A 22,877-nucleotide genomic window follows, 5' to 3' on the forward strand; every position below is an offset into this window, starting at 1 on the left:
GACTCCGTAGCGGGAAATCACCCCTGAAGAGTGGCCAGATCCTCCGGGTCGCCGTCCCAGGTGCCGCTGTCCTCGAGGAAGTCGAGGTAGGTGTGCATCGCCGCGCCGAGGAAGTCGCTGAGGTCCTGTTTGCCCTCGACGCTCTCGGCCAGGACGTCGTACGCGCCGACGAACCCATCGGGCGTGAATCCCGTGGCCGAGATGATTCCAGTCCCCTCAGCGTGCGCGAACACGAAGTCCTGCACCACGTCCAGCACCGCCGCGGCGTTCCAGAGGCCCACCGGCTCCTCGTGCTCCGCGAACCACGCCACAAACGCGGGCGTCACGACGTCGACGGCGCGCCGTGCCTTGCCGCGCAGCGCCTGCTCGTCCTGGGCAGCAGTGCCGGCTCGGCCAGTACTGCGTTTCTTCTTCACCATGGGTTTCCTCTCGTGCAGGAGTGATGTGTCCAGCCAGGAGTGATGTGTCCAGCCAGGAGTGATGTGTCCAGACAAGGCGACGGATACACTCACAGCGTGACGATGCCATACATCTTTCCTCATGCCACCTTCGCCGGCGCCTACGGCGACACCGCCACGAACAGCTGGTACCCGGCGCAAGCAGTGGTCGAGCAAGGAATCGTCACGCTCTGGGTCGCCTCGCCCACCGGATGGATGCAATACTTCAGCGTCCCTGCGGCTCAGGTCACGGTGAAGTCGGCCGCCCAGCGCATCACGCTCTCGGTGGAGGGCCGGAACTACCCGATTCTCGCCAATCCCGGCGCGGTGTACCAGGCGCTCAACTTCGGCGCGGCGAACGTCGTCGGGGAGATCACCGGGAACCAGGTTCTCGGCACCATGAGCACGGCCGGGAGGGCCATGAACCAGGTGGGCGCCGCCCAGGCGTTCACGGCCGGGGGCGGGAACGAGTTCCTCGCCGCGATGCGCGCCTCGGGAAGCCAGGTCTCACGTCTGAGCTACGGAGCACTCGCCGCCATCGGCTGCGGCGCCGGGGTGCTCGTCGTCGTCCTGGTGGTCGTCATCACCGTGTGGTCGCTGAACCTCTAGCCGCGGGCACCGGTCCCCCGCGCACGACGACGGCGGCCGCCCACCCCAGGTGACCGGCCGCCGTCGTGTGTGAGATGCCGCGGCAGTTGGCATCATTGCCACCTCAAGATAGCTGACATTCCGCGGGCGATCTCGTTCTCGTTCTGAACTGCCGTGCCAAGTTTGTTGGCACCTTTTCTGTCAAGGCCAGTCAGGTAAAGCCTCTCCCAGCTACGGGGAAGCCAGCGGCGGCGCGACACGAGGAATCTCCAAGCCAGAGACCTCGTCGGCCCCCGACCGACATTGGATGCGCTTGGCACCACAAGCGACACACTTCCGGCGACGCGACGTGGTGACTAGACGATCCCGAACAGTACGACCAGCGTGGACAACTCGCTGTCTCGTGGAGCTGAGAATGATTCAAGATTCCGGTATCTGGGATATGGTAACGTCATGGCGGACGGAATATCTGTGGGGCGCACGTGGTCGAAGGAACTGTTTGGAAACCAACACATGCTTCAGGTCACGAGCTCAATCGCAGACTTTGGTGTCGAGTTCACTGCTCCTGAGCTCGAACGTGAGACTGGGTTGAGCCCAAGCAGCGTCCATCGTTTGCTGAGCACCCTTTGCTCGGTTGGACTGCTTTCGCGACTGAGCCGCAAGGCCGGAGTGCGGATCCAAACGTATCGTCGCGTGCGGCATCCGTTTTGGAAGGCGATGTTGTTGTTGACCGAAAGCGCCCGCGGGGCGGAAGACGCACTGGCGGTGCGAGAAGGAAGCGCACCATGACTCGCCTTGCTATTGACGACACAACAAAAACCATTCCGTTCGAAGGAACGTCGAGACGAGGCCACGAGATCGAGGTTCTTGTCGATGAGAATATCGGCGAACTGTCTCGCCGGAGGAGCTCCGGCACCAAGCCCCTCTTGAGTCTCGATCTACTCAGTGTTCTTGTGATGATGCCGCGATCCGTAGCGGTGCCACTTGGGCGCTTCGAGGACTATGACCGACGGCGTCTCTCCAGCGGCCAACGTGCGGGAGCGGTGGAGATGTCGACGATTGGTGGAGTACGTCACGTCACCAGAATCGCTGAACCTCCATTGGCAGTTCGGCACGTGAAGGTTCGCTCCGGTCGCTGGCGTACGGGCTTGAATGTCGCGTCCCAGTTCGCACCCTATGCGTCACGGGAGCTGATTCTCGATCGCTTCCCATCCGACGAGTTGGAGATGCGGCTCGAGGCCGACTATTTGGGCATCGGCGTGAGTGTTCGGGATGACACGGATCGAGCGGGAGTACGGCTGGTGGTTCCGCCTGCGCCTTTTTCACCAGCCCGCTACACCGGCGCCTCGTGGTTGTTCGTGGAACGACTGCTCGCTCAGCGAACTCCTCTGAGCAACTGAGCGTCCCTAGCTTTCCTGGAGCCAGTCCTTGACCTCGGCGGGTTGCTTCACATTCACACCGATCCTGCCTTTGAGTGCCTGCACTTCGTACTCGACATTGCGCAGGCGTCCAATCCACCACTTGGCAACATGCGACGTGTCCATACCCTCGATCTCCTGCCTCATGGAATTTGTCGAGTGGAGATTGTGCAGATGCGCCGAGAGCCGCTGTGCATCGGAAGCGTTGAAGCGATCTATGCCTCGGCCTGCGCATTCAGTGCAGTCACACGTATCGGGTAGAGCGCTGGCAAACCACTCCGTCCTCATCAGGCTTGATCGGCGGTATCGCAGCTGCCCCGGCACAAGGACGTGAGGCGAGTTGTCCAGCTTGTTGGAGGAGAACCCGTGTTTTCCAGGGAAGTTCACTCGTCGCAGGCTGGGTAGCTGGCCGATTGAGCCCGCTCGGGCACCGTGGGCGAAGGCATCGAATGCCGCGAGGTCAGCACGCCAGGACATGGCCCAGGGCACTGCCTGAAACAGCGCCCGATAGCCCGCAACAGCGCCCGTGTGACGGAGAGGGCTCGCATCGCTGTCTGCCAGTGCGATAGCGACCGGATGCCGGCTTCTGCGAAGAACCGCAGTGAGCTGTTTGATGTTGGCTGCGGCGAGCCAGAGGTGATGGACCGGCACAAGAAAGAGAACATCGTCCCGTTCAAGTTCGTTGACCTTCTTCAGGGCGGCCTTGAGCGCTTCGGCATCGCCAACATTGATGACGCCGGTGGGCGTCACGGCGGCCGATGCACCGTTGTGCAGTTGCCCATTCAGGACAGCCTCGAGTGTCTCGGGAATGATCCCGCCCTCGTCAAGGACGAATGGCCGGTCCGCAGTGGCCCAATCACTGATCGACGACGGTTCAGCCAGCAGTACCATGTCCGCGTAACGGCGTCGCAGACTGGCAACCGTCGCGTTGGCCGACGCCCCAGCCACGATGAGGCCACCCGCTTCGTGCGATACGTGGGGCGCGGTAGCCTCGGCCTCCTTGCTCGTGACCGTCAACAGCCTCCCCGCGAGCTTCCGTGCGGCCGCCGTTTCAGCCGGGTTCCCAATAGTCGCGGTCTGAGCAGCCGATCCGCTCGGACTGAATACTTCCTCGATACTCATGCGTCCCCTCCCATGTACAGCTCAGTAAACTCGCGCGCTGTCATTCGCGCGGAGGCGGCGATGTCGGCGATGGACTCGCCGGCGGTCAAACGCTCATTGATGACCGCGTCCAGCATTGTCGGTGACTCACGCGGGATTTCAACTGGCTCGTTCGTTCGATACCCGGCACGTGAAAGTTCGATGTTCAACGAACGGTACTGCGCCTCGCTCGTCACCCCGAGGTCTCGTCCGCGACGCAACAACGCCGCCATCGAAACGCCCCAGACCGGTTTGAGCCTGGCCAGCTTGGGCACGCTAAGCCCGTCCAATTGAGCACGGATCGTCCGGGCCGGCATCAGAAACTCGCTGGCGAACCGGTCCGCTTCAGTCTCTTGGTCTTCGGTGGGAATCTGATGCATGACCGCATGAGCCATTTCATGCGCCAGGGTGAACCGCTGACGATCTGCCGGAGCGTGATCGCCCAACAGGACCACCGGCCGACGACCGTCGGGCCAACTGACCATCGCATCGATCTTGGTGGACCCCAGCGGACGGGAAACGACAACCACACCAGCCCCCTCGAGCGCTTGGACAAGCCTGCCCATTGGCCCCTCGCCGATCCCGAGTGCCTGTCTGATCTCCTTTGCGATGTCTTCAGGGCTATCAAACCCGTCCTCAGGAAGGGGTCTCCGAGGTAGCTGTAACTTTGGCGAGCGATCCCCCACAATCCCGTCGACCTGCAGGTGAGTCAGATCAAGCTCGGCGCGGAGCTGGTTCGCCTTCGAGACCGGAAGGGTTGACCGCTTCCGATGGAATACATACGACGACGCCCCAATTTCATCGGAGGCAACGGTGAGCAAGTCCACCGGCACGTCGAGGGCTGCTGCCAACACCGCGAGCCGCTCCGGATCAACCGGTACAACCCCGCTCTCCAGCTTGGAGAGCAACGCCTGAGATACCCCACTCCGCCTTGACAGCTCGCTTTGCGTCAACCCACGGGCAATCCGCACCGTGCCGAGCAGAATCTTCCGCGGCACTTCGATAGCTCCCAGTAGTGACATGCTCCAAGTTTATGAACTGATGTCGACGGATTCAACATCTGATCTGCATAAATATTCCTGGATGTTTCCTGAAGGGAACCTGAGAGCGCTGCTCGGAACATCCGAGTCGCTCCCAAGAACCCTCTCAGACTGGGTCGTTCGCAGGGTGCCCGGGCCAACAGGGCACGGGTGTTTTGACAGCGAGCACGGCCACGCACTGCACCCTCCCCCTGTCCTGCAGTGCAGGTTGCCGTCCGTGTGCGATATTAGTTGCTTCAAACGTCGCCAACCCGAAGCCACGAATGCCTGGTAGGGTCATCGAACCGCTCGTACAGTCATCCAAATGTTCCCAGAGTCCTCAAGGGAGGCAATCGGTGCTAGTAGAACGTGCCGTCGAATTCGCAAATGGATTCAGGATGAGGTGCGTACACTGTCAAGCTTCAAATTGGTTGACGGCCGACGAGTACGCAGATCTGGAAGCAATGACAGCCTGTGAAAGCTGTTCCCGCGATTTCAACTTCGGTCCCGCAATGATCGCACTCAAGGATCCTGAAGACTCGGCCCTCGACGATTCCGTGCTATCAAATCTGGCTTGGTACCACACAACGACCGATCCCGAATGGCCCCGTACCGAGAAGCCGCTAGACCCGGCTCTCCTCAAACACTATACAGACCGGTGCCATTGGTCAGAAGAAAAGATTGCGAAACGCCGGGCCGTATACGAAGATTTCGCCCTCCATCTCGGAACTTACGAGGCCGCGATTGACTCGATGCTAAGGCGAATGAGATCCGAAGGTGACCAGGCCTCCGCGTTTTACCTCCATCGCGTCCGCCTGCGCACCGACCTAAGAATTGAACCTGGCTGGCGTGATGAAAACTGTCAACCTGCTGCAAAGATCACCATGTCGGCGTTGACGGCCGAACGTGTCGATGGCATCCGATACCTGAACGCACACGAAGCGATTGGCAGCATCTCCCTCGCTGTCACCAGGACCGCAATCGAGTCCACCCAATGCATCGCAATTCCAGTGCCGTCACTTTCACCACAGCCCGACGAGGAGAGTAGAGCGCGTTTGAGATCCCTAAGAGATCAGGTGCGAGCAGTCATCGAGACGACCTCCGAGGCACCCCCGACACGCCTTGAACTCTTCAGGCAGAAGTACGGTCATCTGGCTGTCACCTCGGACCGACCTGTGCCTCCATTGGTGGCAAACCACCTCCTTCGCGCCATGGAGGAGTATGCCTCCGACATGTATCTGCGCGGACTCTCACCGGTCGCTAGAGTAGATCTGGTCCGGTCGATCGACCGTCCCAAACCTGACGGAGATTACGAGACTGACCTGCGCTGGTTGGGCAAGTTTGCCGCGGTCGCCTCTCTCATGCTCCGCCCTGCAGACGTCCAGAACGTACTGAACGCTCAGCCGTGGCATGCCATTACCCCCGGACACGGGAGGTCAGCCCCGCACTAAGCTGAAGAACTGCCGAGCAGATCCCGCTTTTCAATGCTGTTAGCGCCGACCTCATGGCGAACACTCAGCCGCACGGAGGAAGCCGTCGGTGGACGCATTCAGAAAGGCTCCTGAATATCAAGGCGGTAGGTTTGAGAGAGTGTTCCGTTTTGGGCTGGCACACGGGTAGGCGAGTATGAGGCGTCCCGTGAAGCCATAACCTGGACAGTGAATACTCGCCGCGACAGCTAACTTAGACCACGAGTTCTACGAGGTAGGTGTCCAGATCGATGATTCTTCGTTCTCCTAGATCGTCCACCATCCAAAAAAGTTCCAGCGTCAGGTGCATTACATCAACCGTCCCTTGTAGCTGCATGAGTCCGACCCTCGATGCTTGAATCCGGCTCCCCGGTGACAGGCAGTCGACCGAGTGGATTGGATGGGGCATTTTTGGCTGAGCAACCTGGGTGGCAGCTTGGAGAACAGAGATGGTCATGGCTGCGTGCTCCGAATGATGTTGAGTTCCTTCCAGTACCAAACCTGCGGACCGGCTTCTAGCTTGCCGTCGACGACTCCGATCTCCACACATATGTATGGAGCACTTGCACCCCATAATTGGTAGGAGCCGGCGTAGGTAATGTCTGGACCAGCCAAGCTGAAACTTAAGTTTCCGATCGTCATGCAGGAAATGGGGCGTACATCACGAAACACGTCGAGCAGGAGGCTTGCTGTTCCCGGCCCGCTAGTGGGTTCGTCGTGATCGATTGTGATTTGGACTCCATGAAGTAGCGAGGACAACCCTTCTCGGTCATTGATACTGATCGATCGAGCGATCGCTGCCAGCAGATTTTCAACGAAGTGACGGGCGGCTGGGAGCGTAGAATTGGGTATCATTTCCTGTTCGAGAGCATTGCTCAACGTCCTCGAGTAGGTAGGCCCCGTGGTCGCGCGGCCATTCATTGTGCGGAAACGCTCGGCCTGAGTTTCACTGGTCATGCTGATCTCTTGTTCACGGCCAAGTCAGCAGCGCCAACAGCGCCGGCTACAGCTCCGAGTTTGGCGATCCCGAGGCGTGGCTTGGCACGCGGTGACGGGATCACCGTGCTTGCGAGACTCTCACCTACCATGGCATGGAATTTCGGATCGGATCCCAGGCCGCCACCAAGGACGATTATGGATGGGTCCAGAGCGGAACTCACCAGGCAGAGACCACGAATGAGGTGATCGACGACGGCCTGGACCAGTTCGGTTGCTTCATTCTGTTCGCCGGCGCGCTCCAGTACGATCCGGGAGGCGCCTTCTGGCCCCCATCCCGTCCGGGCTGCTGAGCGATGTAGGGCGCTGCCGCTTGCGTAGCGCTCCCAGCAACCTCTTGAACCGCAGCTGCAGACCTCGCCACCTTCAACGAGGGTGAGGTGTCCGACTTCTCCTCCGGCTCCGGTGGCTCCTTCGAGGAGACGGCCGTTGAGGATGAACCCGCCTCCGATGCCCGTGCCGACTGTGATCATCGCGAAGGAGTCCCCGGGATCATGATTGCCGAATCTGTACTCGGCCCAGGCAGCTGCATTGGCATCGTTCACGATGACCACTCGCGCCGAACCTCGCAGCGCTGGTTCGACGAGGGCCTCTAGATCTACATGGTTCCAGCCGATATTCGCTGCGGCGATCACGGTGCTGGTCTTAGGATCTACGTTCCCCGGGACGGCGATGCCGACGCCGTGCAGAGTGTGCCTGGAGGAGGCGTCGTCGATGAGGTTCCAGATCTGGGCGACGACGGCAGTACCTTGCCCGGCGGTGGGTACCACGGATTCTTCGATAACGGTGCCGTGCTGGTTCAGGACGGCCGTGGCGATCTTTGTGCCTCCGACGTCGATTCCGAAAGTGAGAGTCATGGGGTTCCTTGAGTTGAAGGCCAGCGATGGCGGGTCGTGCGTGCACGTAGCTGCAACTTCCGGGCCACGTGTCTCTGGGTGCGAAAGAGCTGGAGATCGAGCATGGCTAGACCCAGGAGCAGAGTGCGCTGTCGATCCAGATGGTGCGGAGCGGCTTCCACTTGAACCTGGACTTGTTGGAGCGTTTCACAACAGTCCGTCAGAGACGACGAGGTCCGAATCTGCGAACGTGCTTGATCCCACGGGTCGCACTTCGCTGAGGAAAGGTTGTGCGTCGGTTCGAGCTTGCAGACATGCATAGGAATGCGCACGGAAGCAGTGAGCAAGGGTCGCGTGCGATTATTGCCGGTCAGGCAGGGCAGCCGCAGCTCTGCCCGATCTGCAGTTCAACGGGCAGTATCCTGGTCTGGGCCGTCCCGGTGCCGTCCCGCGGATCCGTGAGGAGCAAGCGGGCGGCGGTGCGCCCGATGAGTTCCATGGGCTGGCGGACCGTCGTTAGGGGCGGGGTGGAGAATCGGCCGGCAAGAAGCCCATCGAACCCGACGACCCGAACGTCATGCGGCACCGAGAATCCGTGGGCATTGAGTTCATCGATGAGCGCAATGGCGAAGATGTCATTCGCGCAGACGATGGCATCGGGCAAGGTCCCAGCCCGTGCTCGTGCCAGTACGGACCTGAACCTCTTGGTGCTGGTGATCGGCTCGGAGTCCAATAACTCCGCTGCATCAGGGGTGAGGAGGCTCGCCACCGTGCGAAGGAAGGCGTCCTTGCGGTCGGCGAAGTCGTCGATGTCATCGGGGCCGACCCATCCGAGAGAAGACACCTGGTGCTCTTGGACCATGTGCTCGACGAGCTTCCGTTCGCCCTCGGCGTTGTCCACCAGGACCCGATGCCCTTCTCCTCCGTGGCTGCTGATCATCACGACGGGGATCGTCGAGCTGACAGTAGCGAGGGTGTCCAGGGCCGTCTTGGTCGGGAGGACTGCGAGGCCGTCGACGCGTCCGGCGGTGTCGACGACATCAGCAAGGGCTGGTCCCCCTGAGCTGAGCAGGGCGGCCACACCGTTCTCCCGGCATTCAGCGACGAAGCCGTGCTGCACTTCGTCATCGAAAATCGGGAAAGCATCGGGTTCGGGACGACCGGTCCGGCTCGGTGCCGTGCCAGTCGACGTGCCTTTGGTTGCGGCGAGGTCGAAGAGGTGGAGGCCGAGGACTCCGGTTCTGCCGCTGGCAAGGCCTCGCGCAGCTCCGCTGGGGAGGTATCCCAGTTCCTGGGCCGCGAGGAGCACGCTTTTCCGGGTCTTTGCGGCTACCTTGTCAGGCTTGCGGAAGGCGAAAGACACGGTGGCGATCGACACGCCGGCTCGCTCGGCGACGTCGTAGACCGTGGGACGTCCGCTTGTCATGAAACCTCGCTTTCTGCTCTTAGATTACCGGTTCGTGCCCCCGCCAGGATTTGCAGCTGGCGGAGGCACTGTCCCGAGATAATGTGCTCGGGCTGGTGACGGGTCATCACTTCAAGCCGGTGGTTGCCACACCCCGGATGAACCATTTCTGGAGGAATACGAACAACACGAGGATGGGTGCGATGACCAGTACCGATCCTGCCAGCAGCAGACCGTAGTCGGTCGCATTCTGGCCGGTCGAGTAGAGGGACAAGGCGATGGGGAGGGTGTACTTGTCCTGGGTCTGCGCTGCCACGAGCGGCCAGAGGAAGTTGTTCCACGACGACAAGAAGGTGAGGATGCCGAGCGTGGCGAGTGCCGGCCCGCACAGCGGGACGACGATGCGAGCGAAGATCCGCCACTCCCCGGCCCCGTCGATGCGAGCCGCTTCCAGCAGAGCGTCCGGGATGCCTTGCATGAACTGCCGCATCAGGAACACGCCAATGGGTGCGGTCACGAACGGGAGAATCAAGCCAGCGTAGGTGTTGACCAGGCCAAGCTTGGAAACCATGACGAACAGAGGCACGAACGTCACCACGCCAGGCACCATGAGGGTGATCATGACCAACGCGAACAGCAACCGCTTTCCGTGGAATTCCATTTTCGCCAGGGCGTAGCCAACCATGGAGCAGAACACCATGTTCCCGAGCACAGTGATGACCGCGACGAACAGGCTGTTGGTGAAGAACTGCCCGAAATCAAGCTGACCGAACCATGTGCTGTAGTTCTCCCCCGTCGGATTCTGGGGCCACCATGTCGGTGGTCGCTGCAGGTTCTCCTGCTGCGTCTTGGCCGAGCCGAGGATCATCCAGACGAAGGGGATGAGCCAGAGGATCAGACCGATGCCCAGGACCGTGTAACTGAGGACTCGGCCGCGACCGTTGCGGCCGCTGGTGACTGAGATTTTCCTGGACATGAGCTAGTCCTTTGTGCGAAGCAGCCGGAACTGCAGGAGGCTGATCAGTGCGATCACGAGGAACAGTACGTAGCTGGCGGCGGAGGCCATCCCGTATTCTCCGAATCCGAACTGGTTGTACGTGTAATAGGCCACTGAGAGCGTCGAGTCGAGGGGTCCGCCGCGGGTCATGATGAACGCCTCCTCGAAGAACTGCAGATAGCCCACTGAGATGAGCACTGAGCCCAGCAGCAAGGTGGGACGCAGCAGGGGCAGGGTTATCGACCAGAGCCGACGCCACGCCGAGGCCCCGTCCATGGTGGCGGCTTCGTTGACATCTTCGGGCACCGCCTGAAGGCCGGCCAAGAAGATCACCATGAGCGTCCCGACGTTCCTCCACACGGCAAGCATGATGAGGGAGGGCAATGCGAACGAGGGGTCGTTGAGCCAGTCAGGGCCCTTGATTCCGAACACCGCGAGGGCGGTGTTCAGAAGGCCGTCGGGCTGCAGCATGTAACGCCAAACGACTGACACGGCCACGATGCTGGTCACGACTGGTGCGTAGAACCCGACGCGGAAGAAGGAGACGAATCGGCCTTTGCCGCTGTTGAGGGCAAACGCCAGGGCAAGTGCTATGGCCATCGTCAGGGGAATGCCCACGACGACGAAGATGGCCGTGACGCGCAGTGAAGACAGGAACTGGGCGTCGGCGAAAAGTGCGAAGTACTGCTGAAGCCCAACGAAGCCAACGGAGAACGGATTCTCGATGTCCCGGGCCGTGAAGTCGGTGAACGACATCGCGAACGATCCCACGATGGGGAACAGCATGAACACCGAGAACACTGCGATGAACGGCAGGCAGAATGCCCAGGCAACCATCGTCTGGCGACGCTGTCCACGCTGGATCGCGCCCGGGCGGCGGCCGGGCCCGGTGCGGGCCACGACCACCTCCTGAGTAGCATGCGACATGCTTGTCACCCCATCCCGATGCTGCTGGCCTGGGACTGGAGTTTGGACAACCCGTCGGTCACACTGACCGTGCCGCGGCGGATCTGCTCCAGCACCTTGTCACCTTCAGACACGACACGAGTCCAGCGGGTCGACACGGGTGGTGCCTTGGCGGTGTCCAGCTGCTTGCGGAACGTTGTCAGGCTCGGGTCGTTGGCGAAGGCAGGGTTCTTCCACGCCGACACCGAGGCAGGCAGGTCACCAGCTCGCGCGAAGAACGATCCCTGGGTCTCAGGCTGGCTGAGCCACTTGACGAGCTTCCAGGCGGATTCAACGTTGCGGCTCTTGCTGAATACAACCAGATTGGAGCCGCCACTGAGCGCGATCGAGGCCTTGTCGGTCGGCAGCACGGCTGTGGTGTACTTCTTCTCGAAATCCTTGCCGCCCAGCTTGGCCAGCTGGCCGCGAAGGTACGGTCCCTCAATGGACATCGGCGTCGTTCCAGCCACGAATTCCGCCTCGACGGCGCCCGCCGCGGTGGAGGCGCTCGGATCCGCGATGCCGTCGGCGAAGAAGCTCCGGTAGTAGTCGAATCCCTTCTTCATCTCCGGAGTATCCAGCGTCCAAGACTTTCCGTCCGTTACTTCTGCACCGGCGGACCACGGCATCCACAGTGCGCTCTGGAACGAATCGGCTCCGACAGGCAGGCGGAGGCCCCACTTGACCCCCGGCACCTTCTGCATGTCGGAGGCCATCTTCTTCAGCTCGTCCCAAGTCGCCGGAGCCTTGTCCCACCCGGCCTGCTTGGCGATGTCGGTGCGGTAGTGCAGAACACGGGTCTCGACGTACCAGGGCACCCCGGCGACGCGGTCGCCGATACGGGCCGCACTCAGAGAACCCGGGAAGAAGTCCTTCATCTCGATCTGGTCAGGCACAGTCGCAAGAGCATCGCCGAAGTCGGCCATCCAGGTTGAACCCAGCATGGCTACGTCCGGTGTCGTCCCGCCGGCGATCGCAGTCTGGAACTTGTTGTACGCGGCCTCCCACGGCACCGCGGTGACTGCGACGTCGACACCGGGATTCTGCTTCTTGAAGTCCTGGACGAAACCGGGCAGGGTCTCGCCCTCCACGCCCATGACCCATACGGTGAGCTGGCCAGTGGCCGGGCTACCGTCCAGCGCCACCGCCTTGCTCGCACCCTGCTCCGGGGTGGTGCTGCGCCCGCAGGCACTCAGGGCGATGGCGGCCGCCCCGGAGAGCGCCATCGCGCTGAAAGACCTTCTGCTCAACTTCACGTTTTCCTCCTCGAATCGTGCATTGCCCGAAGGCAATCTATGCGCATAGACTTGCGCTTGGATTGAAGTTTATGCGCATAGATGTGATCCGCGCAACAGTTCATTTCTCAAGCCCAGCGCCGTCGGCACCCTCCGGCGAGCCGATCCGGGTGCTCGGGTCGGCTGGTCAGAATCCGGCCCTGGACATCTGCCCCATTGCCACTGAAAAGAGGAGACATGCTCGATATTGACGGCCTGATGGGCCAGCTGACGTTGCAGGAGAAAGCTTCCCTGCTCAGCGGGTCCTCGTTCTGGTACACCCAGCCTGTGGAGCGGCTGGGCATCCCGAAACTGATGCTCTCCGACGGGCCCCACGGTCTCCGGCCGCAGCCGGGAGAGGTGACCGATCATGTCGGAGTGGGCGATTCGACGCCGGCGACGGCGTACCCGACAGCCGCTGCAGTGGCATCGACCTGGAATCCTGAACTGCTGCATCGGATCGGCCGTGCCCTGGGCCAGGAGGCCAGGGCTGCCGGGATATCCGTGGTCCTCGGGCCGGGGATCAATATGAAGCGCTCCCCTCTGGGCGGGAGGAACTTCGAGTACTACTCCGAGGACCCTTTCCTGGCAGGCGAGATGGCTCGCGGCATGGTCGATGGCGTCCAGGAGCGCGGCATCGGCACCTCGTTGAAGCACTACGTCGCGAACAATCAGGAGACCGAGCGGCTTCGCATCGATGTTCAGATCGATGAACGCACCCTGCGGGAGATCTATCTGCCCGCCTTCGAGCGCGTCATCGGCGCATCCCAGCCATGGACAGTCATGTGCTCGTACAACAAAGTCAACGGCACTTCGGTGTCCCAGAACCACTATCTGCTGACCAAGGTGCTCCGCGAGGAGTTCGGGTTCGAGGGTGTGGTCGTCTCGGACTGGGGTGCTGTCTACGATCCGGTCGCGGCGCTGCAGGCTGGAACGGATCTCGAGATGCCTCCGACGCAGGGACGCAGCGCCCAGGCGATCATCATTGCTGTTCAGAACGGCGAAGTGCCCATGTCCATACTGGACGAACGGGTCCGGCGAGTGCTCGAACTGGTGTCCAGAGGGATGCACGTCCTCGAACTCGACGAGTCCTACAGTTCTGAGGAACACCATGCCCTCGCGCGGGAAGCAGCCGCAGAATCGATCGTCCTGCTGAAGAATGAAGACCTGTTGCCACTTGCCACGATGCGCAGCGTCGGCGTCATCGGCGAATTTGCTCGGAGCCCGCGTTATCAGGGGGCCGGTTCCTCTCAGGTCCACGCAACCCAGGTCGAGATCATGGTTGAGGAACTGGAAGCCGTCATGGGAGATGTGGCTTTTGCGCCGGGCTACACCCTGGACGGATGCTCTTCCGAACTGCTCATGCATGAAGCTGTCGAACTCGCCCGGACGGTGGACACGGCAGTGGTCGTCCTGGGGCTGCCCGGCTCCTTCGAATCCGAGGGATTCGATCGACAGCACATGCGATTGCCCGCCGACCAGATCGCGCTCCTGCGCCGGGTCGCTGAGGCGAACCCGGATGTCGTCGTGGTCCTCGTCAATGGCTCCGCAGTCGAGCTCGACGAAGTCACCCCGCACGCCAATGCCCTGGTCGAGGCATGGCTCGGAGGGCAGGCTGCCGGCGGCGCGATCGCGGACGTTCTCACCGGAAAGGTCAACCCTTCCGGACGACTGGCCGAGACGTTCCCGGTCAGGCTCGAAGACAACTCCTCTTACCTGAACTTCCCGGGTGAAGACCTGATCGTGCGTTACGGCGAGGGCGTCTTCATCGGGTACCGCGGGTACGACGCCGCCTCTCAGGATGTGGCGTTCCCCTTCGGGTTCGGCTTGTCGTACACGACCTTCCAGATGTCCGACCTGCGTGTGCAGCTTTCCGGAGCCGTCGAGGATGGAACGCTAAACGCCGCAATCACCGTCACGGTCACCAACACCGGCGACCTGGACGGGGCAGAGGTCGTGCAGATCTATGTCGGGGATCCGGACGCGAGTGTGGCTCGGCCGCCGCGCGAACTCAAGGGCTTCCAGAAGGTGTTCCTCCCCGCCGGCGCGTCGAAAGATGTCAGCATCCGGCTGGATCAGCGGGCCTTCTCGTACTGGTCCCAGCGATGCGCCCGTTGGGTGGTGGAAGCCGGCGAGTTCACTATCGAAGCGGGAAACCACTCGCGCAATCTGCCATTGGTTCAGACCGTCACGGTGACGGCCCCACCCCTGGCTGAGCCGTTGACTCCGACGTCGACGCTCGGTGAATGGCTGACCGATCCTCTTGGCCGTTCCCTGATCGAGCGTGAAGTGGCTGATGGGCAGCCGGGAACGATTCTCGATCCTGAGGTCGGTGAGGTGCTGGCCAGCATGCCACTGGTCACTCTGAGCACGTTCACCGGGGTCAGTCTTGACTTTGACTCCGTCCACCGGGTCCATGATGCGTGGAAGGAACGCACCTCGCGTTCTTGATACTTCGGGTGAACGCGAAGCCCCGATGGCGTCGACCGGCGTCATCGGGGCTTCGGGCTTGTTCGGAGGAACTACTGCGCGGTGTAGCCGGCGTCGACGGGCAGAGCCACCCCCGTGACGTAGCTGGCAGCATCGCTGCAGAGCCAGAGCACGGCGGCCGCGATTTCTTCAGGCCTGCCGATGCGGCCCAACGCCACTCCCGCAGCAGCGGCCTCGGGGTCGAACTCGCCCCCGGCGGCCATACGCTCAACCATCGGAGTTGCGATGGTTCCCGGGCACACAGCGTTCACCCGAACGCCGTGCCGGCCGTACTGCAGGGCAACGCTCTTCGTCTGACCGATCACACCGTGTTTGGTTGCGTGGTACGTGGCGCGTCCGTCCCCGCCGACAAGGCCGCCCAGAGAGGAGCAGTTCACGATGGCACCGGAACCCTGCTTTCGCATCTGTACCAGTTCGTGCTTCATCGACGCCCAGACGCCGCGGAGGTTGACCCCCACGATCCTGTCGAAAGCTTCAGCAGTCTCGACGGCCGAGTCGACCGGCGGGAGCATGATACCGGCGTTGTTGAATGCCATGTCAAGACTCCCGAACGCATCCACCGTGGCCGCGACTGCAGCGGCCACCTGCTCTTCGACGGAAACATCGCACGGTACGGCCAGCGCTGAGAGCCCGCGCTCGGTGAGTTCTGCTGCGAGCCCTCGCGCAGCTTCGGCGTCCCTGTCCACGATCGCGACATTGGCTCCGGACTCGGCGAAGGCTACGACGGTGGCCGCGCCCATTCCGGCGCTCCCGCCGGTGACGAAAGCGGTCTTACCGGTGAAATCATAGGTGATGCTCATGGCGGGGTTGCTCCTTCTGGCATTTTGAGGTGAAAGATCGTGCGGATCAAGAACGCGTCGGGGTGATGCGCAGTCCGCGCAGCGCAGCCATGTCTTCGGTCGAGATCTCGAAATCGAGTTCGGAATTGCTGCGCATGTGTTCGGGACTGGTGGTTTTCGGGAGTGAGACTGCGCCGAGCTGGAGGGTGTATCGGATGCATAGCTGCGCCACCGATACCCCGTACCAGGCGGCCATGGAGACGATGTCGCCGTTGGTGAGGATCTGGCCATGCGCGATGGGCGAGTACGCTTCGATGAGGAGCCGCTGGCTCTTGCAGTATTCGATCAACTCGGTCGGGGTGTTGCCAGAGTGGACCAGGATTTGATTCACCATCGGCCTGACCGTGCAGGACTCCAGGATGTTCTCCACGTCTTCCTGCAGGAAATTGGATACTCCAATGGCGCGAACCGTGCCAGCACGGTAGGCCTCCTCCAGTGCTCTCCACGCCAGACGATTGCCCTCGGCGTAGTCCCCACCACGGAAGTCATGCCATGGCTGCGGAGCGTGGATGAGCATCAGGTCGATGTACTCGAGATCCAGAGTTTTTGCGGACTCTTCGATTGCCACAACGGCTTGGTGATAGTCCTTGATCTCAGCGGCAAGCTTGGTGGTCACGAAGAGTTGCTCGCGCGGCACGCCAGAGGTGCGGATACCTTCGCCAACTCCGCGCTCGTTCGCGTAGGCCTGGGCAGAGTCGATGCTGCGGTATCCGATCTCGATCCCGGCCCGGACGACGTCGGCGACGTGCTCGTCATCGATGCACCAGGTGCCCAGGCCAAGCTTGGGGACCTCGACGCCGTTCTCCAGCGTGTATCTCTCGTTCAGGATCATGGCCGTACTCGATTCTTCGTTGGATCCCGAATGTCACGGGAGTGGCAGGCATGGATTTCAGCGCCGTGAAAGTTCGACTTCTGTGTGCTCGGCCAGCGCCGACAGCAATGCATCCTGGAACGCCTCGTCGTGCACGGCGCGGTGCGGCTTCTCAGTGCGACCGTGATGCCAGTACTCCCCCGAGACGGTCGCCTCCAGTTCTGCGGATGAGGCGAGCCAGGCTTGGGTCACGTGGCCGAGGGCCAGGTCGTCGCTGGCCGAGGGGCCGCCCATCCGGGTGGGAACCCAGCCTGGGTCCACGGCATTGGATTGCGCTGTCGGCCGACCTCTTGCCACGGCGGCCATGAGGACGGTGACGAGCAGCTTGCTGTCGGAGTACGAAACAGTCCTGCTCGACCCAGACCAGTCAGCATGTGTAAGGTCGGCTGTGCCTCCTCGGTGCATACTGCTGGATAGGTAGATCTGACGTCCCGCTGGTACCAGTGCGGTCAGCACGTATGGGGCGACGACGTTGACGGGCAGGAGGGCCGGCCCCTCGATGACCCCGGCATTGTGAATGACGGCGTCATACGGGCCGAGGGCGTTGGCCTGCACTGCCAGCTCCCGGACCTGGCCAAGGACGGAGAGATCGCCCACAACGCCCTCCGCTCCGCTGTCTAGAAGCTCTCGGACAGCGGCCAGTCGGGATTCGTTCCGGGCATGGACGATAACGTCGTGCCCCTGGTTCAGCAAGGAAGCCGCGGCGGTGCGGCCGAGGCCGGCGGTGGAACCTGTGATGAGTATGCGGGCCATGATGCTTCTCCTTCGCGGCTTCAGGGCTGCTATGTCGCAATCGGTCAAACCGTGAGCAGGACCTTGGTGGCCCGGCGCTCGTCCATCGCCCGGTAGCCTTCGGCAGCCTGTTCCAGCGGGAGCGTCATGTCGAAGACCTTGCCTGGCGCGATTCTGCGATCCCAGATCAGCTCGATCAGCTCCGGCAAGAACCTGCGCACGGGAGCGGGACCGCCATGGAGGTGGATCTGATCGAAGAACAGCTCGTCCCCAGGAATCTGCACATCGTGGGCGATCCCGACGAATCCGACATGGCCCCCGGGACGGACCGACTTCCGGGCCTGGGAGAACGATTCGGCAGTCCCGACGGCTTCGATGACGCTGTGCGCCCCGTACCCGCCGGTGAGTTCCTTCACCCTTTCCACGAAAGAGTCTCCTCGTTCGGGGAGCACTTCGCTAGCCCCGAACTCCCGTGCCAGTGCCTGTCGGTCAGGGTGCCTGCTGGAGATGATGATGCGTTCCGCGCCGAGCTGCTTGGCGGCCAGCACGCCCATCAACCCGACTGCCCCGTCCCCGACGACTGCGACCGTCTTGCCGGGTCCTGCCTCTGCCGCGACAGCGGCGAACCAGCCGGTTCCCAGGACGTCAGAGGCGGCCAGCAGCGACGGGACGAGGTCCTCGTCAGGTACGCCGGGGGTCTTCACCAAAGTGCCGTCGGCATAGGGGATCCTGGCGTACTCGGCCTGAGTGCCCACGGTGTGGGCGACGAATTCCGCGTGGACGCACTTGGACTGGTAGCCGTCCAGACAGATCTCGCAGGTGTTGTCGGAGATCACGAATGAGCCGACCACGAAGTCCCCTGGGCTCAGGGTGCGCACGGCCGCGCCCACCTCGGTGACCACTCCGACGTATTCGTGACCCATGACCTGGTGTCTGCTGTCGTCGTCCCCGCGGAAGGGCCACAGGTCGGATCCACAGATGCAGGTCGCTGTGATCCTAATGACCGCGTCTGTTGGGTCGATGATCTTCGGGTCCTCGCGGTCGATGACCCTGACGTCGCGGGGTCCTTCGAGCACTACTGCACGCATGGTCTTCCTCTCTGGGGTGCTGGATATTCGTGGGTTATGTAGATGACCTCGGTGGAGGACGGGAGGTCGAGGGCTCCGCCGAGGACCGCCTCAGGCGAGGTAGGAGTTGATCGGCCCGTTGTCGACATAGATCCGTTGGTCGGTGAACTTGCCCTCGACGATGGTGAAGATCGAGCAAGCCCTGATGGTCACTTCGACGCCGTCACGAAAGCGCCAAACGCTGTCCACTTCGAAGACGACCACGCCGTCCTCTTCCTTCCAGACGTTGACCAAGGGGTGAGCCAGGGAATCGACCTTGTCGCCGATCTCCGCCATCTGCACCAACACGACGTCCTTGCCGGTCACGGTGGGCGCGTTGGCGAACGTCAGGGTGATGTCGTCGGCGTAGTAGTCGGCGAGACGTTCGTAGTCTTTTGCCTCCATGACGGCGAAGTATTCGGTCAGGTAGTCGATGGTGCTCTGATCGGCGCGGGACATGATGGTTTCCTTACTGTGGTGGGGGTATGACAGGTTCAAGGCGCTTCTCATCGGGTGGCAGTGCCGTTGGCGTGGGGCTTGGCTGGGCCGTCGCCTGCCCGGTGGTGGAATGTGGGCGGTTCGACAGCCAGTGCCGTCAATGCCTCCAGCTGCCATGGCTCGAGTTCCATGTCCGCAGCTGTGGCATTGGCACGGAGCTCCCCGACCGTCTCTGGGCCGACAATCACTGAGGCCACAGCTGGGCGGGCCAACAACCATGCCAGTGCGAGCTGGTAAGGGGCCAGGCCCCACTCCCTGGCGAGTCGATCCACTTCATGAGCCAGTGAGATTTCCCGCTCAGGAAAGCCAGGGGCACCGAAGCGTTCGTCGCCGGAGACCTCGCGGTCCAGGACTTTGAGATCGGCCAAGAGGCCGCCGTGCAAGGGAGCATAGGGAATGATCGAAAGTCCGAACTCTCCGCAGGCAGATGCAAGCTCCCTCTCTGCAGCTCGATCAATCAAGTTGTACTTCACCTGAGCCGCCATCGGGGCTGAGGCTAGACGACGATCATCTGCAATCCAGAGCGCCCTAGTGACCCGCCAGGCAGGATAATTCGAGAGCCCGACGTATCGAATCTTGCCCTGCCGGATCAGATCGTCGTAGGCGGCGAGAGTCTGTTCCGGCCTGGTGTCTGTGTCGACGTCGTGCGCATAGTAAAGATCGATGTGATCAGTCTGCAGGCGCCGAAGGCTGGTCTCCACCTGATCGATAATGTGCTTGCGGGACAGACCGCGATCGTTGACCCCGTGACCGACTATGCCATTGGACTTGGTGGCGATCACGACGCCGTCGCGGCGTCCGCGCAAGGCGCGCCCCAGAATCTCCTCTGCCGGCTGGCGTTCCGCAGCGGGCGGCGCGCCCGGCCGGTCGAACACGGGCATGTTGCCATACACGTCGGCGGTGTCGATGAAGTTGATGCCGAGGTCGAGAGCCGCGCCGACCATCCGGCCTGCATCCTGCGGATCGGGGGCAACGCCGAAGGTGGCGGTTCCCAGTGCGATCCGGGACACGCGCATTCCGGTGCGCCCGAGAACGGAGTATTTCATGGCGTTCAGTCCCCTTCCTGCTCAGGCCTGTTCATCGGTCAGGGCAGATACGACACTCAATTGCTCGGGAGTGAGTTCGACATCACCAGCTGCAGTATTGGCGAGAACTTCACTGGCCGTCTCAGCCCCGACTATCACCGAGGCCACCGCCGGACGGGACAGCAGCCAGGCCAGCGAAACCTGCTGCATGCCCAGACCCCATTCCTCGGCGAGGCGATTCAGCTCGCGGGCCACCGCAATCTCCTCCTCGGAGAACCCACGCCCGCCGTACCGCTTGCCGCCGGCGATCTCGCGGTCCAGCACTTTCAAGTCCGCGAGCAGTCCGCCATGCAGGGGCGCGTACGCGACGATCGACAGCCCGAAGCGCGTGCACGCTGGTGCGAGCTCCTTCTCCGCGCTGCGGTCGATCAGGCTGTACATCACCTGAGCAGCGACAGGGGCGGACACCAGGCGATGGTCATCAGCAATCCACAGTGCCTCAGTCATCTGCCAGGCCGGATGGTTGGAAAGCGCCGCATAGCGGATCTTCCCTTGACGAATCAGATCATCGTAGACGGCGAGCGTCTCTTCCAGAGGCGTATCCGAATCTGGGAAGTGGCCGTAGTAGACGTCGATGTAGTCCGTGCCCAGTCGTCGCAGACTCTGTTCGACCTGTCCGATCACGTACCTACGCGACAGGCCGGCATCCGGATCCCAGCGCTGCTCCCCCGACTTCGTTGCCAGCACCACATCGTCGCGTCGCCCGGCTAGAGCGCGGCCGAGGATCTCCTCAGCGGATTCCCGTTCGGAGGCCGCTGGGTGGCCAGGACGGTCAAAGATTGGCGTGTTGCCGTAGACGTTCGCGGTATCGAAGAAGTTCACCCCCGCATCCAGAGCAGCACTGACCACTTCTGCCGCTTCCTTAGAAGAGGGGGCGATCCCGAAGGTGGCACTGCCCAAGCAGATCTTCGAGGTACGGATTCCTGTTGGACCAAGGACGGAGTACTGCATGGAGGCTCCCTTCAGTGATGGCGACCTCTGAACTCTAACCGAGCGGTTATATTTGGGCAATAGTGTGGGAAGATTGCAGACATGGCTGATACCACGGGCACCAGGACACGAGGCCCCTACAGAACCGGGGTGCGTCGACGCGAGCAGCTGATCGCAGCGACCATGGACGTCTTCGCCGAGCACGGTTACGCCGGCGGCTCGATCCGCACCATCGCCGAGAAGGCCGGGGTATCCCACGCCACACTGATTCAGCACTTCGGCAGGAAGGAGGACCTGCTCACCTCGGTGCTCCAGGAATGGGACCGACGCACCGTCGCCGAGGGACTATCCGATGTCAGCGGCCTTGCCTACTTCTGGCGACTGCCCGAGGTGATGGCCGCCCACCGGCGTTCCCGTGGACTGCTCGAACTGTTCACCACCATCGCCGCTGAGGCCTCGAGTCCTTCTCACCCTGCCCATGACTTCATCCAGCATCGCTACTCACGAAACCTCGCAACACTCTCAGGTCACCTGCGAGAAGCTATCGATGCTGGGGAGGCTGCTCCGATGCCTGAGTCGCAGATCATGAACGAAGTCCGATTGCTTACCGCCGTCATGGACGGCATCGGCCTACAGTGGCTGCTCGACCCGTCTACGGACATCGAAGGCGCAGTGACCGCATGCGTCGAACGCGCAGTCTCAGCGTGGAGGGCCCAGTGACGACACAGCTTGCTAATCCGCGAAGTTCGGTTTCGAGTGCCCCAGCAGTTCAATGGTCTTAGATCCGGCAGTCGTGCACTGGAGGGAGAAGGCTCTATCCGGAAGTTACCCTCTTGGCCCATTTCTTCCGTGCTGGCACGTCGAGGTCCCTCGCCCTCCGCCGAATGGACTCCGGGAATTCTCGGACCGCAACGATATCCATAAGATATGGGTCCCGCCGCGGACGGATCGAGTACGGCCGAGCCAGCTCTTCAACAGACACCACAACACCCAACTTCTTCTGCAGGAATCCGCTAACTCCACAAGTGGAATTCCATAACGTTGCCGATTCGTCTTCTGAAATGGTGTTCCGCTCGAGGATTCCAGCCAAGGTCTCTCGCCGATCCGCACTACCCGGCGGTACAGCAATGTCGGTGGTCGTCCTCCCCCACCAGAATCGCCGGTCACAATGAACGGCGTACCCGTGCTCGTCCGAAGACGCCAGGGCGAATTCAAAAATCAACGTGCTGGCCCTTGCCGATGCGTGAAACCACCGCGAGACTGGACCCGTATCTTCCACATTCCCAATGTCTGACCACGTTGTCCTCGTCGTCGTGTTCCACGAAAAATCCAGGTAGCAACCACTGAACCAAGGCCCTCAGCCCAACAGGAACCGCGACATCAGGCTTCTCCAACAGCTCGATTACATCTGGGCGGTCAAGCTCAGCGATCCACTCTACGAGCCACCTGGGGACGACAACGCGCGTCGCGAAGCTATTGGCCTCGAGTTCCCGGCAGAGGATCATCAAGAACTTGGCGTCGTGCCCCGGACCCTTGCGAGAGAGATTCTCGTCAGCGCCACCTTCATTCTCGGCTTTACGCATCAGCTCATGTGCTTGGCGCCAAGGCGTCACAAGATGCCTCAGCTCGTGGGCGAGGCTGAATCGCAGCCGACACGGGAGCCTTGACTGGTTGAGGAAGGCATGTTGTTACTTCGGGTTCTGCGGATTGAACGAGCTCTTCCAAGGCGTGGCGGCGAATCCAGGTTTGGTAGACGAAAGCCATCGCCCCCGCCCAGCATGCGGAACACGATACGCACGTGC

The 22,877-nt window shown here is 62.0% G+C and carries 23 protein-coding genes; 6 read left to right on the forward strand and 17 right to left on the reverse strand.

Annotated features, from left to right (window positions below; all coding sequences use genetic code 11):
- Nucleotides 1-17: 17 nt before the first annotated feature.
- Complete coding sequence (locus AB4Y75_RS14565) at nt 18-419, reverse strand: hypothetical protein (RefSeq protein WP_441436595.1); 402 nt, start codon at nt 417-419, stop codon at nt 18-20.
- 96 nt (nt 420-515) lie between these two features.
- Between AB4Y75_RS14565 and AB4Y75_RS14570 the strand changes: the two genes are divergently transcribed.
- From AB4Y75_RS14570 to AB4Y75_RS14580, 3 genes are all read left to right on the forward strand, one after another.
- Nucleotides 516-1,046, forward strand: a complete 531-nt coding sequence (locus AB4Y75_RS14570; protein WP_441436596.1) for a hypothetical protein — start codon at nt 516-518, stop codon at nt 1,044-1,046.
- 492 nt (nt 1,047-1,538) lie between these two features.
- Nucleotides 1,539-1,814: a helix-turn-helix domain-containing protein gene (locus AB4Y75_RS14575; protein WP_441436653.1), complete on the forward strand. Its 276-nt coding sequence runs from the start codon at nt 1,539-1,541 to the stop codon at nt 1,812-1,814.
- Nucleotides 1,811-2,425, forward strand: a complete 615-nt coding sequence (locus AB4Y75_RS14580; RefSeq protein WP_441436597.1) for a hypothetical protein — start codon at nt 1,811-1,813, stop codon at nt 2,423-2,425. Before AB4Y75_RS14575 ends, AB4Y75_RS14580 begins: the two co-directional genes overlap by 4 nt.
- A gap of 6 nt (nt 2,426-2,431) precedes the next feature.
- On the opposite strand, the gene AB4Y75_RS14585 is transcribed toward AB4Y75_RS14580, so the two are convergent.
- Both AB4Y75_RS14585 and AB4Y75_RS14590 read right to left on the reverse strand, forming a co-directional pair.
- Nucleotides 2,432-3,565: a hypothetical protein gene (locus AB4Y75_RS14585; RefSeq protein ID WP_441436598.1), complete on the reverse strand. Its 1,134-nt coding sequence runs from the start codon at nt 3,563-3,565 to the stop codon at nt 2,432-2,434.
- Nucleotides 3,562-4,605 (reverse strand): helix-turn-helix domain-containing protein, encoded by a 1,044-nt coding sequence (locus AB4Y75_RS14590; protein ID WP_441436599.1) that lies wholly within the window; start codon nt 4,603-4,605, stop codon nt 3,562-3,564. The genes AB4Y75_RS14585 and AB4Y75_RS14590 overlap by 4 nt, the downstream gene beginning before the upstream one ends.
- Before the next feature lie 509 nt (nt 4,606-5,114).
- On the opposite strand from AB4Y75_RS14590, the gene AB4Y75_RS14595 reads away from it, so the two are divergent.
- Nucleotides 5,115-6,053 carry a hypothetical protein gene (locus AB4Y75_RS14595; RefSeq protein WP_441436600.1) on the forward strand — a complete coding sequence of 313 codons (939 nt, stop codon included), beginning with the start codon at nt 5,115-5,117 and terminating at the stop codon, nt 6,051-6,053.
- A 471-nt stretch (nt 6,054-6,524) separates the two neighbouring features.
- Here the strand turns inward: AB4Y75_RS14595 and AB4Y75_RS14600 are convergent, their stop codons facing one another.
- The 6 genes from AB4Y75_RS14600 to AB4Y75_RS14625 all read right to left on the reverse strand — a co-directional run bounded on the left by AB4Y75_RS14600 (nt 6,525) and on the right by AB4Y75_RS14625 (nt 12,506).
- A complete protein-coding gene (locus AB4Y75_RS14600) occupies nt 6,525-7,028 on the reverse strand; it encodes a hypothetical protein (protein ID WP_441436601.1) in 504 nt (167 codons plus the stop codon).
- On the reverse strand, nt 7,025-7,924 hold the full coding sequence (locus AB4Y75_RS14605; protein WP_441436602.1) for an ROK family protein: 900 nt from the start codon (nt 7,922-7,924) through the stop codon (nt 7,025-7,027). The genes AB4Y75_RS14600 and AB4Y75_RS14605 overlap by 4 nt, the downstream gene beginning before the upstream one ends.
- A gap of 349 nt (nt 7,925-8,273) precedes the next feature.
- Nucleotides 8,274-9,329, reverse strand: a complete 1,056-nt coding sequence (locus AB4Y75_RS14610) for a LacI family DNA-binding transcriptional regulator (protein ID WP_441436603.1) — start codon at nt 9,327-9,329, stop codon at nt 8,274-8,276.
- Nucleotides 9,330-9,435: 106 nt separating this feature from the next.
- Nucleotides 9,436-10,284: a carbohydrate ABC transporter permease gene (locus AB4Y75_RS14615; protein ID WP_441436604.1), complete on the reverse strand. Its 849-nt coding sequence runs from the start codon at nt 10,282-10,284 to the stop codon at nt 9,436-9,438.
- Between the two features lie 3 nt (nt 10,285-10,287).
- The gene (locus AB4Y75_RS14620) at nt 10,288-11,232 is read right to left on the reverse strand and encodes a carbohydrate ABC transporter permease (protein WP_441436654.1); all 945 of its coding nucleotides are present in this window, start codon (nt 11,230-11,232) and stop codon (nt 10,288-10,290) included.
- Nucleotides 11,233-11,237: 5 nt separating this feature from the next.
- Nucleotides 11,238-12,506 carry an extracellular solute-binding protein gene (locus AB4Y75_RS14625; RefSeq protein WP_441436605.1) on the reverse strand — a complete coding sequence of 423 codons (1,269 nt, stop codon included), beginning with the start codon at nt 12,504-12,506 and terminating at the stop codon, nt 11,238-11,240.
- Between the two features lie 306 nt (nt 12,507-12,812).
- On the opposite strand from AB4Y75_RS14625, the gene AB4Y75_RS14630 reads away from it, so the two are divergent.
- Nucleotides 12,813-14,975 (forward strand): beta-glucosidase, encoded by a 2,163-nt coding sequence (locus AB4Y75_RS14630; RefSeq protein WP_441436606.1) that lies wholly within the window; start codon nt 12,813-12,815, stop codon nt 14,973-14,975.
- Nucleotides 14,976-15,046: 71 nt separating this feature from the next.
- Here the strand turns inward: AB4Y75_RS14630 and AB4Y75_RS14635 are convergent, their stop codons facing one another.
- The 7 genes from AB4Y75_RS14635 to AB4Y75_RS14665 form a co-directional block, all read right to left on the reverse strand.
- Nucleotides 15,047-15,814 carry a glucose 1-dehydrogenase gene (locus tag AB4Y75_RS14635; protein WP_441436607.1) on the reverse strand — a complete coding sequence of 256 codons (768 nt, stop codon included), beginning with the start codon at nt 15,812-15,814 and terminating at the stop codon, nt 15,047-15,049.
- Nucleotides 15,815-15,860: 46 nt separating this feature from the next.
- On the reverse strand, nt 15,861-16,685 hold the full coding sequence (locus tag AB4Y75_RS14640) for an aldo/keto reductase (RefSeq protein WP_441436608.1): 825 nt from the start codon (nt 16,683-16,685) through the stop codon (nt 15,861-15,863).
- Between the two features lie 57 nt (nt 16,686-16,742).
- Nucleotides 16,743-17,477, reverse strand: coding sequence for an SDR family NAD(P)-dependent oxidoreductase (locus AB4Y75_RS14645; protein WP_441436609.1), 735 nt, complete (start codon nt 17,475-17,477; stop codon nt 16,743-16,745).
- A 44-nt stretch (nt 17,478-17,521) separates the two neighbouring features.
- Complete coding sequence (locus AB4Y75_RS14650; protein ID WP_441436610.1) at nt 17,522-18,544, reverse strand: zinc-dependent alcohol dehydrogenase family protein; 1,023 nt, start codon at nt 18,542-18,544, stop codon at nt 17,522-17,524.
- A 90-nt stretch (nt 18,545-18,634) separates the two neighbouring features.
- Nucleotides 18,635-19,021: a nuclear transport factor 2 family protein gene (locus AB4Y75_RS14655; RefSeq protein ID WP_441436611.1), complete on the reverse strand. Its 387-nt coding sequence runs from the start codon at nt 19,019-19,021 to the stop codon at nt 18,635-18,637.
- A gap of 47 nt (nt 19,022-19,068) precedes the next feature.
- A complete protein-coding gene (locus tag AB4Y75_RS14660) occupies nt 19,069-20,106 on the reverse strand; it encodes an aldo/keto reductase (protein ID WP_441436612.1) in 1,038 nt (345 codons plus the stop codon).
- Between the two features lie 21 nt (nt 20,107-20,127).
- Nucleotides 20,128-21,096: an aldo/keto reductase gene (locus AB4Y75_RS14665; protein ID WP_441436613.1), complete on the reverse strand. Its 969-nt coding sequence runs from the start codon at nt 21,094-21,096 to the stop codon at nt 20,128-20,130.
- 81 nt (nt 21,097-21,177) lie between these two features.
- Between AB4Y75_RS14665 and AB4Y75_RS14670 the strand changes: the two genes are divergently transcribed.
- Nucleotides 21,178-21,795 (forward strand): TetR family transcriptional regulator, encoded by a 618-nt coding sequence (locus AB4Y75_RS14670; protein ID WP_441436614.1) that lies wholly within the window; start codon nt 21,178-21,180, stop codon nt 21,793-21,795.
- Between the two features lie 491 nt (nt 21,796-22,286).
- On the opposite strand, the gene AB4Y75_RS14675 is transcribed toward AB4Y75_RS14670, so the two are convergent.
- Nucleotides 22,287-22,658 (reverse strand): hypothetical protein, encoded by a 372-nt coding sequence (locus AB4Y75_RS14675; RefSeq protein WP_441436615.1) that lies wholly within the window; start codon nt 22,656-22,658, stop codon nt 22,287-22,289.
- Between the last annotated feature and the right edge of the window lie 219 nt (nt 22,659-22,877).

It is taken from the genome of Arthrobacter sp. RAF14, from assembly GCF_052114185.1.
Taxonomy (GTDB): Bacteria; Actinomycetota; Actinomycetes; order Actinomycetales; family Micrococcaceae; genus Arthrobacter_E.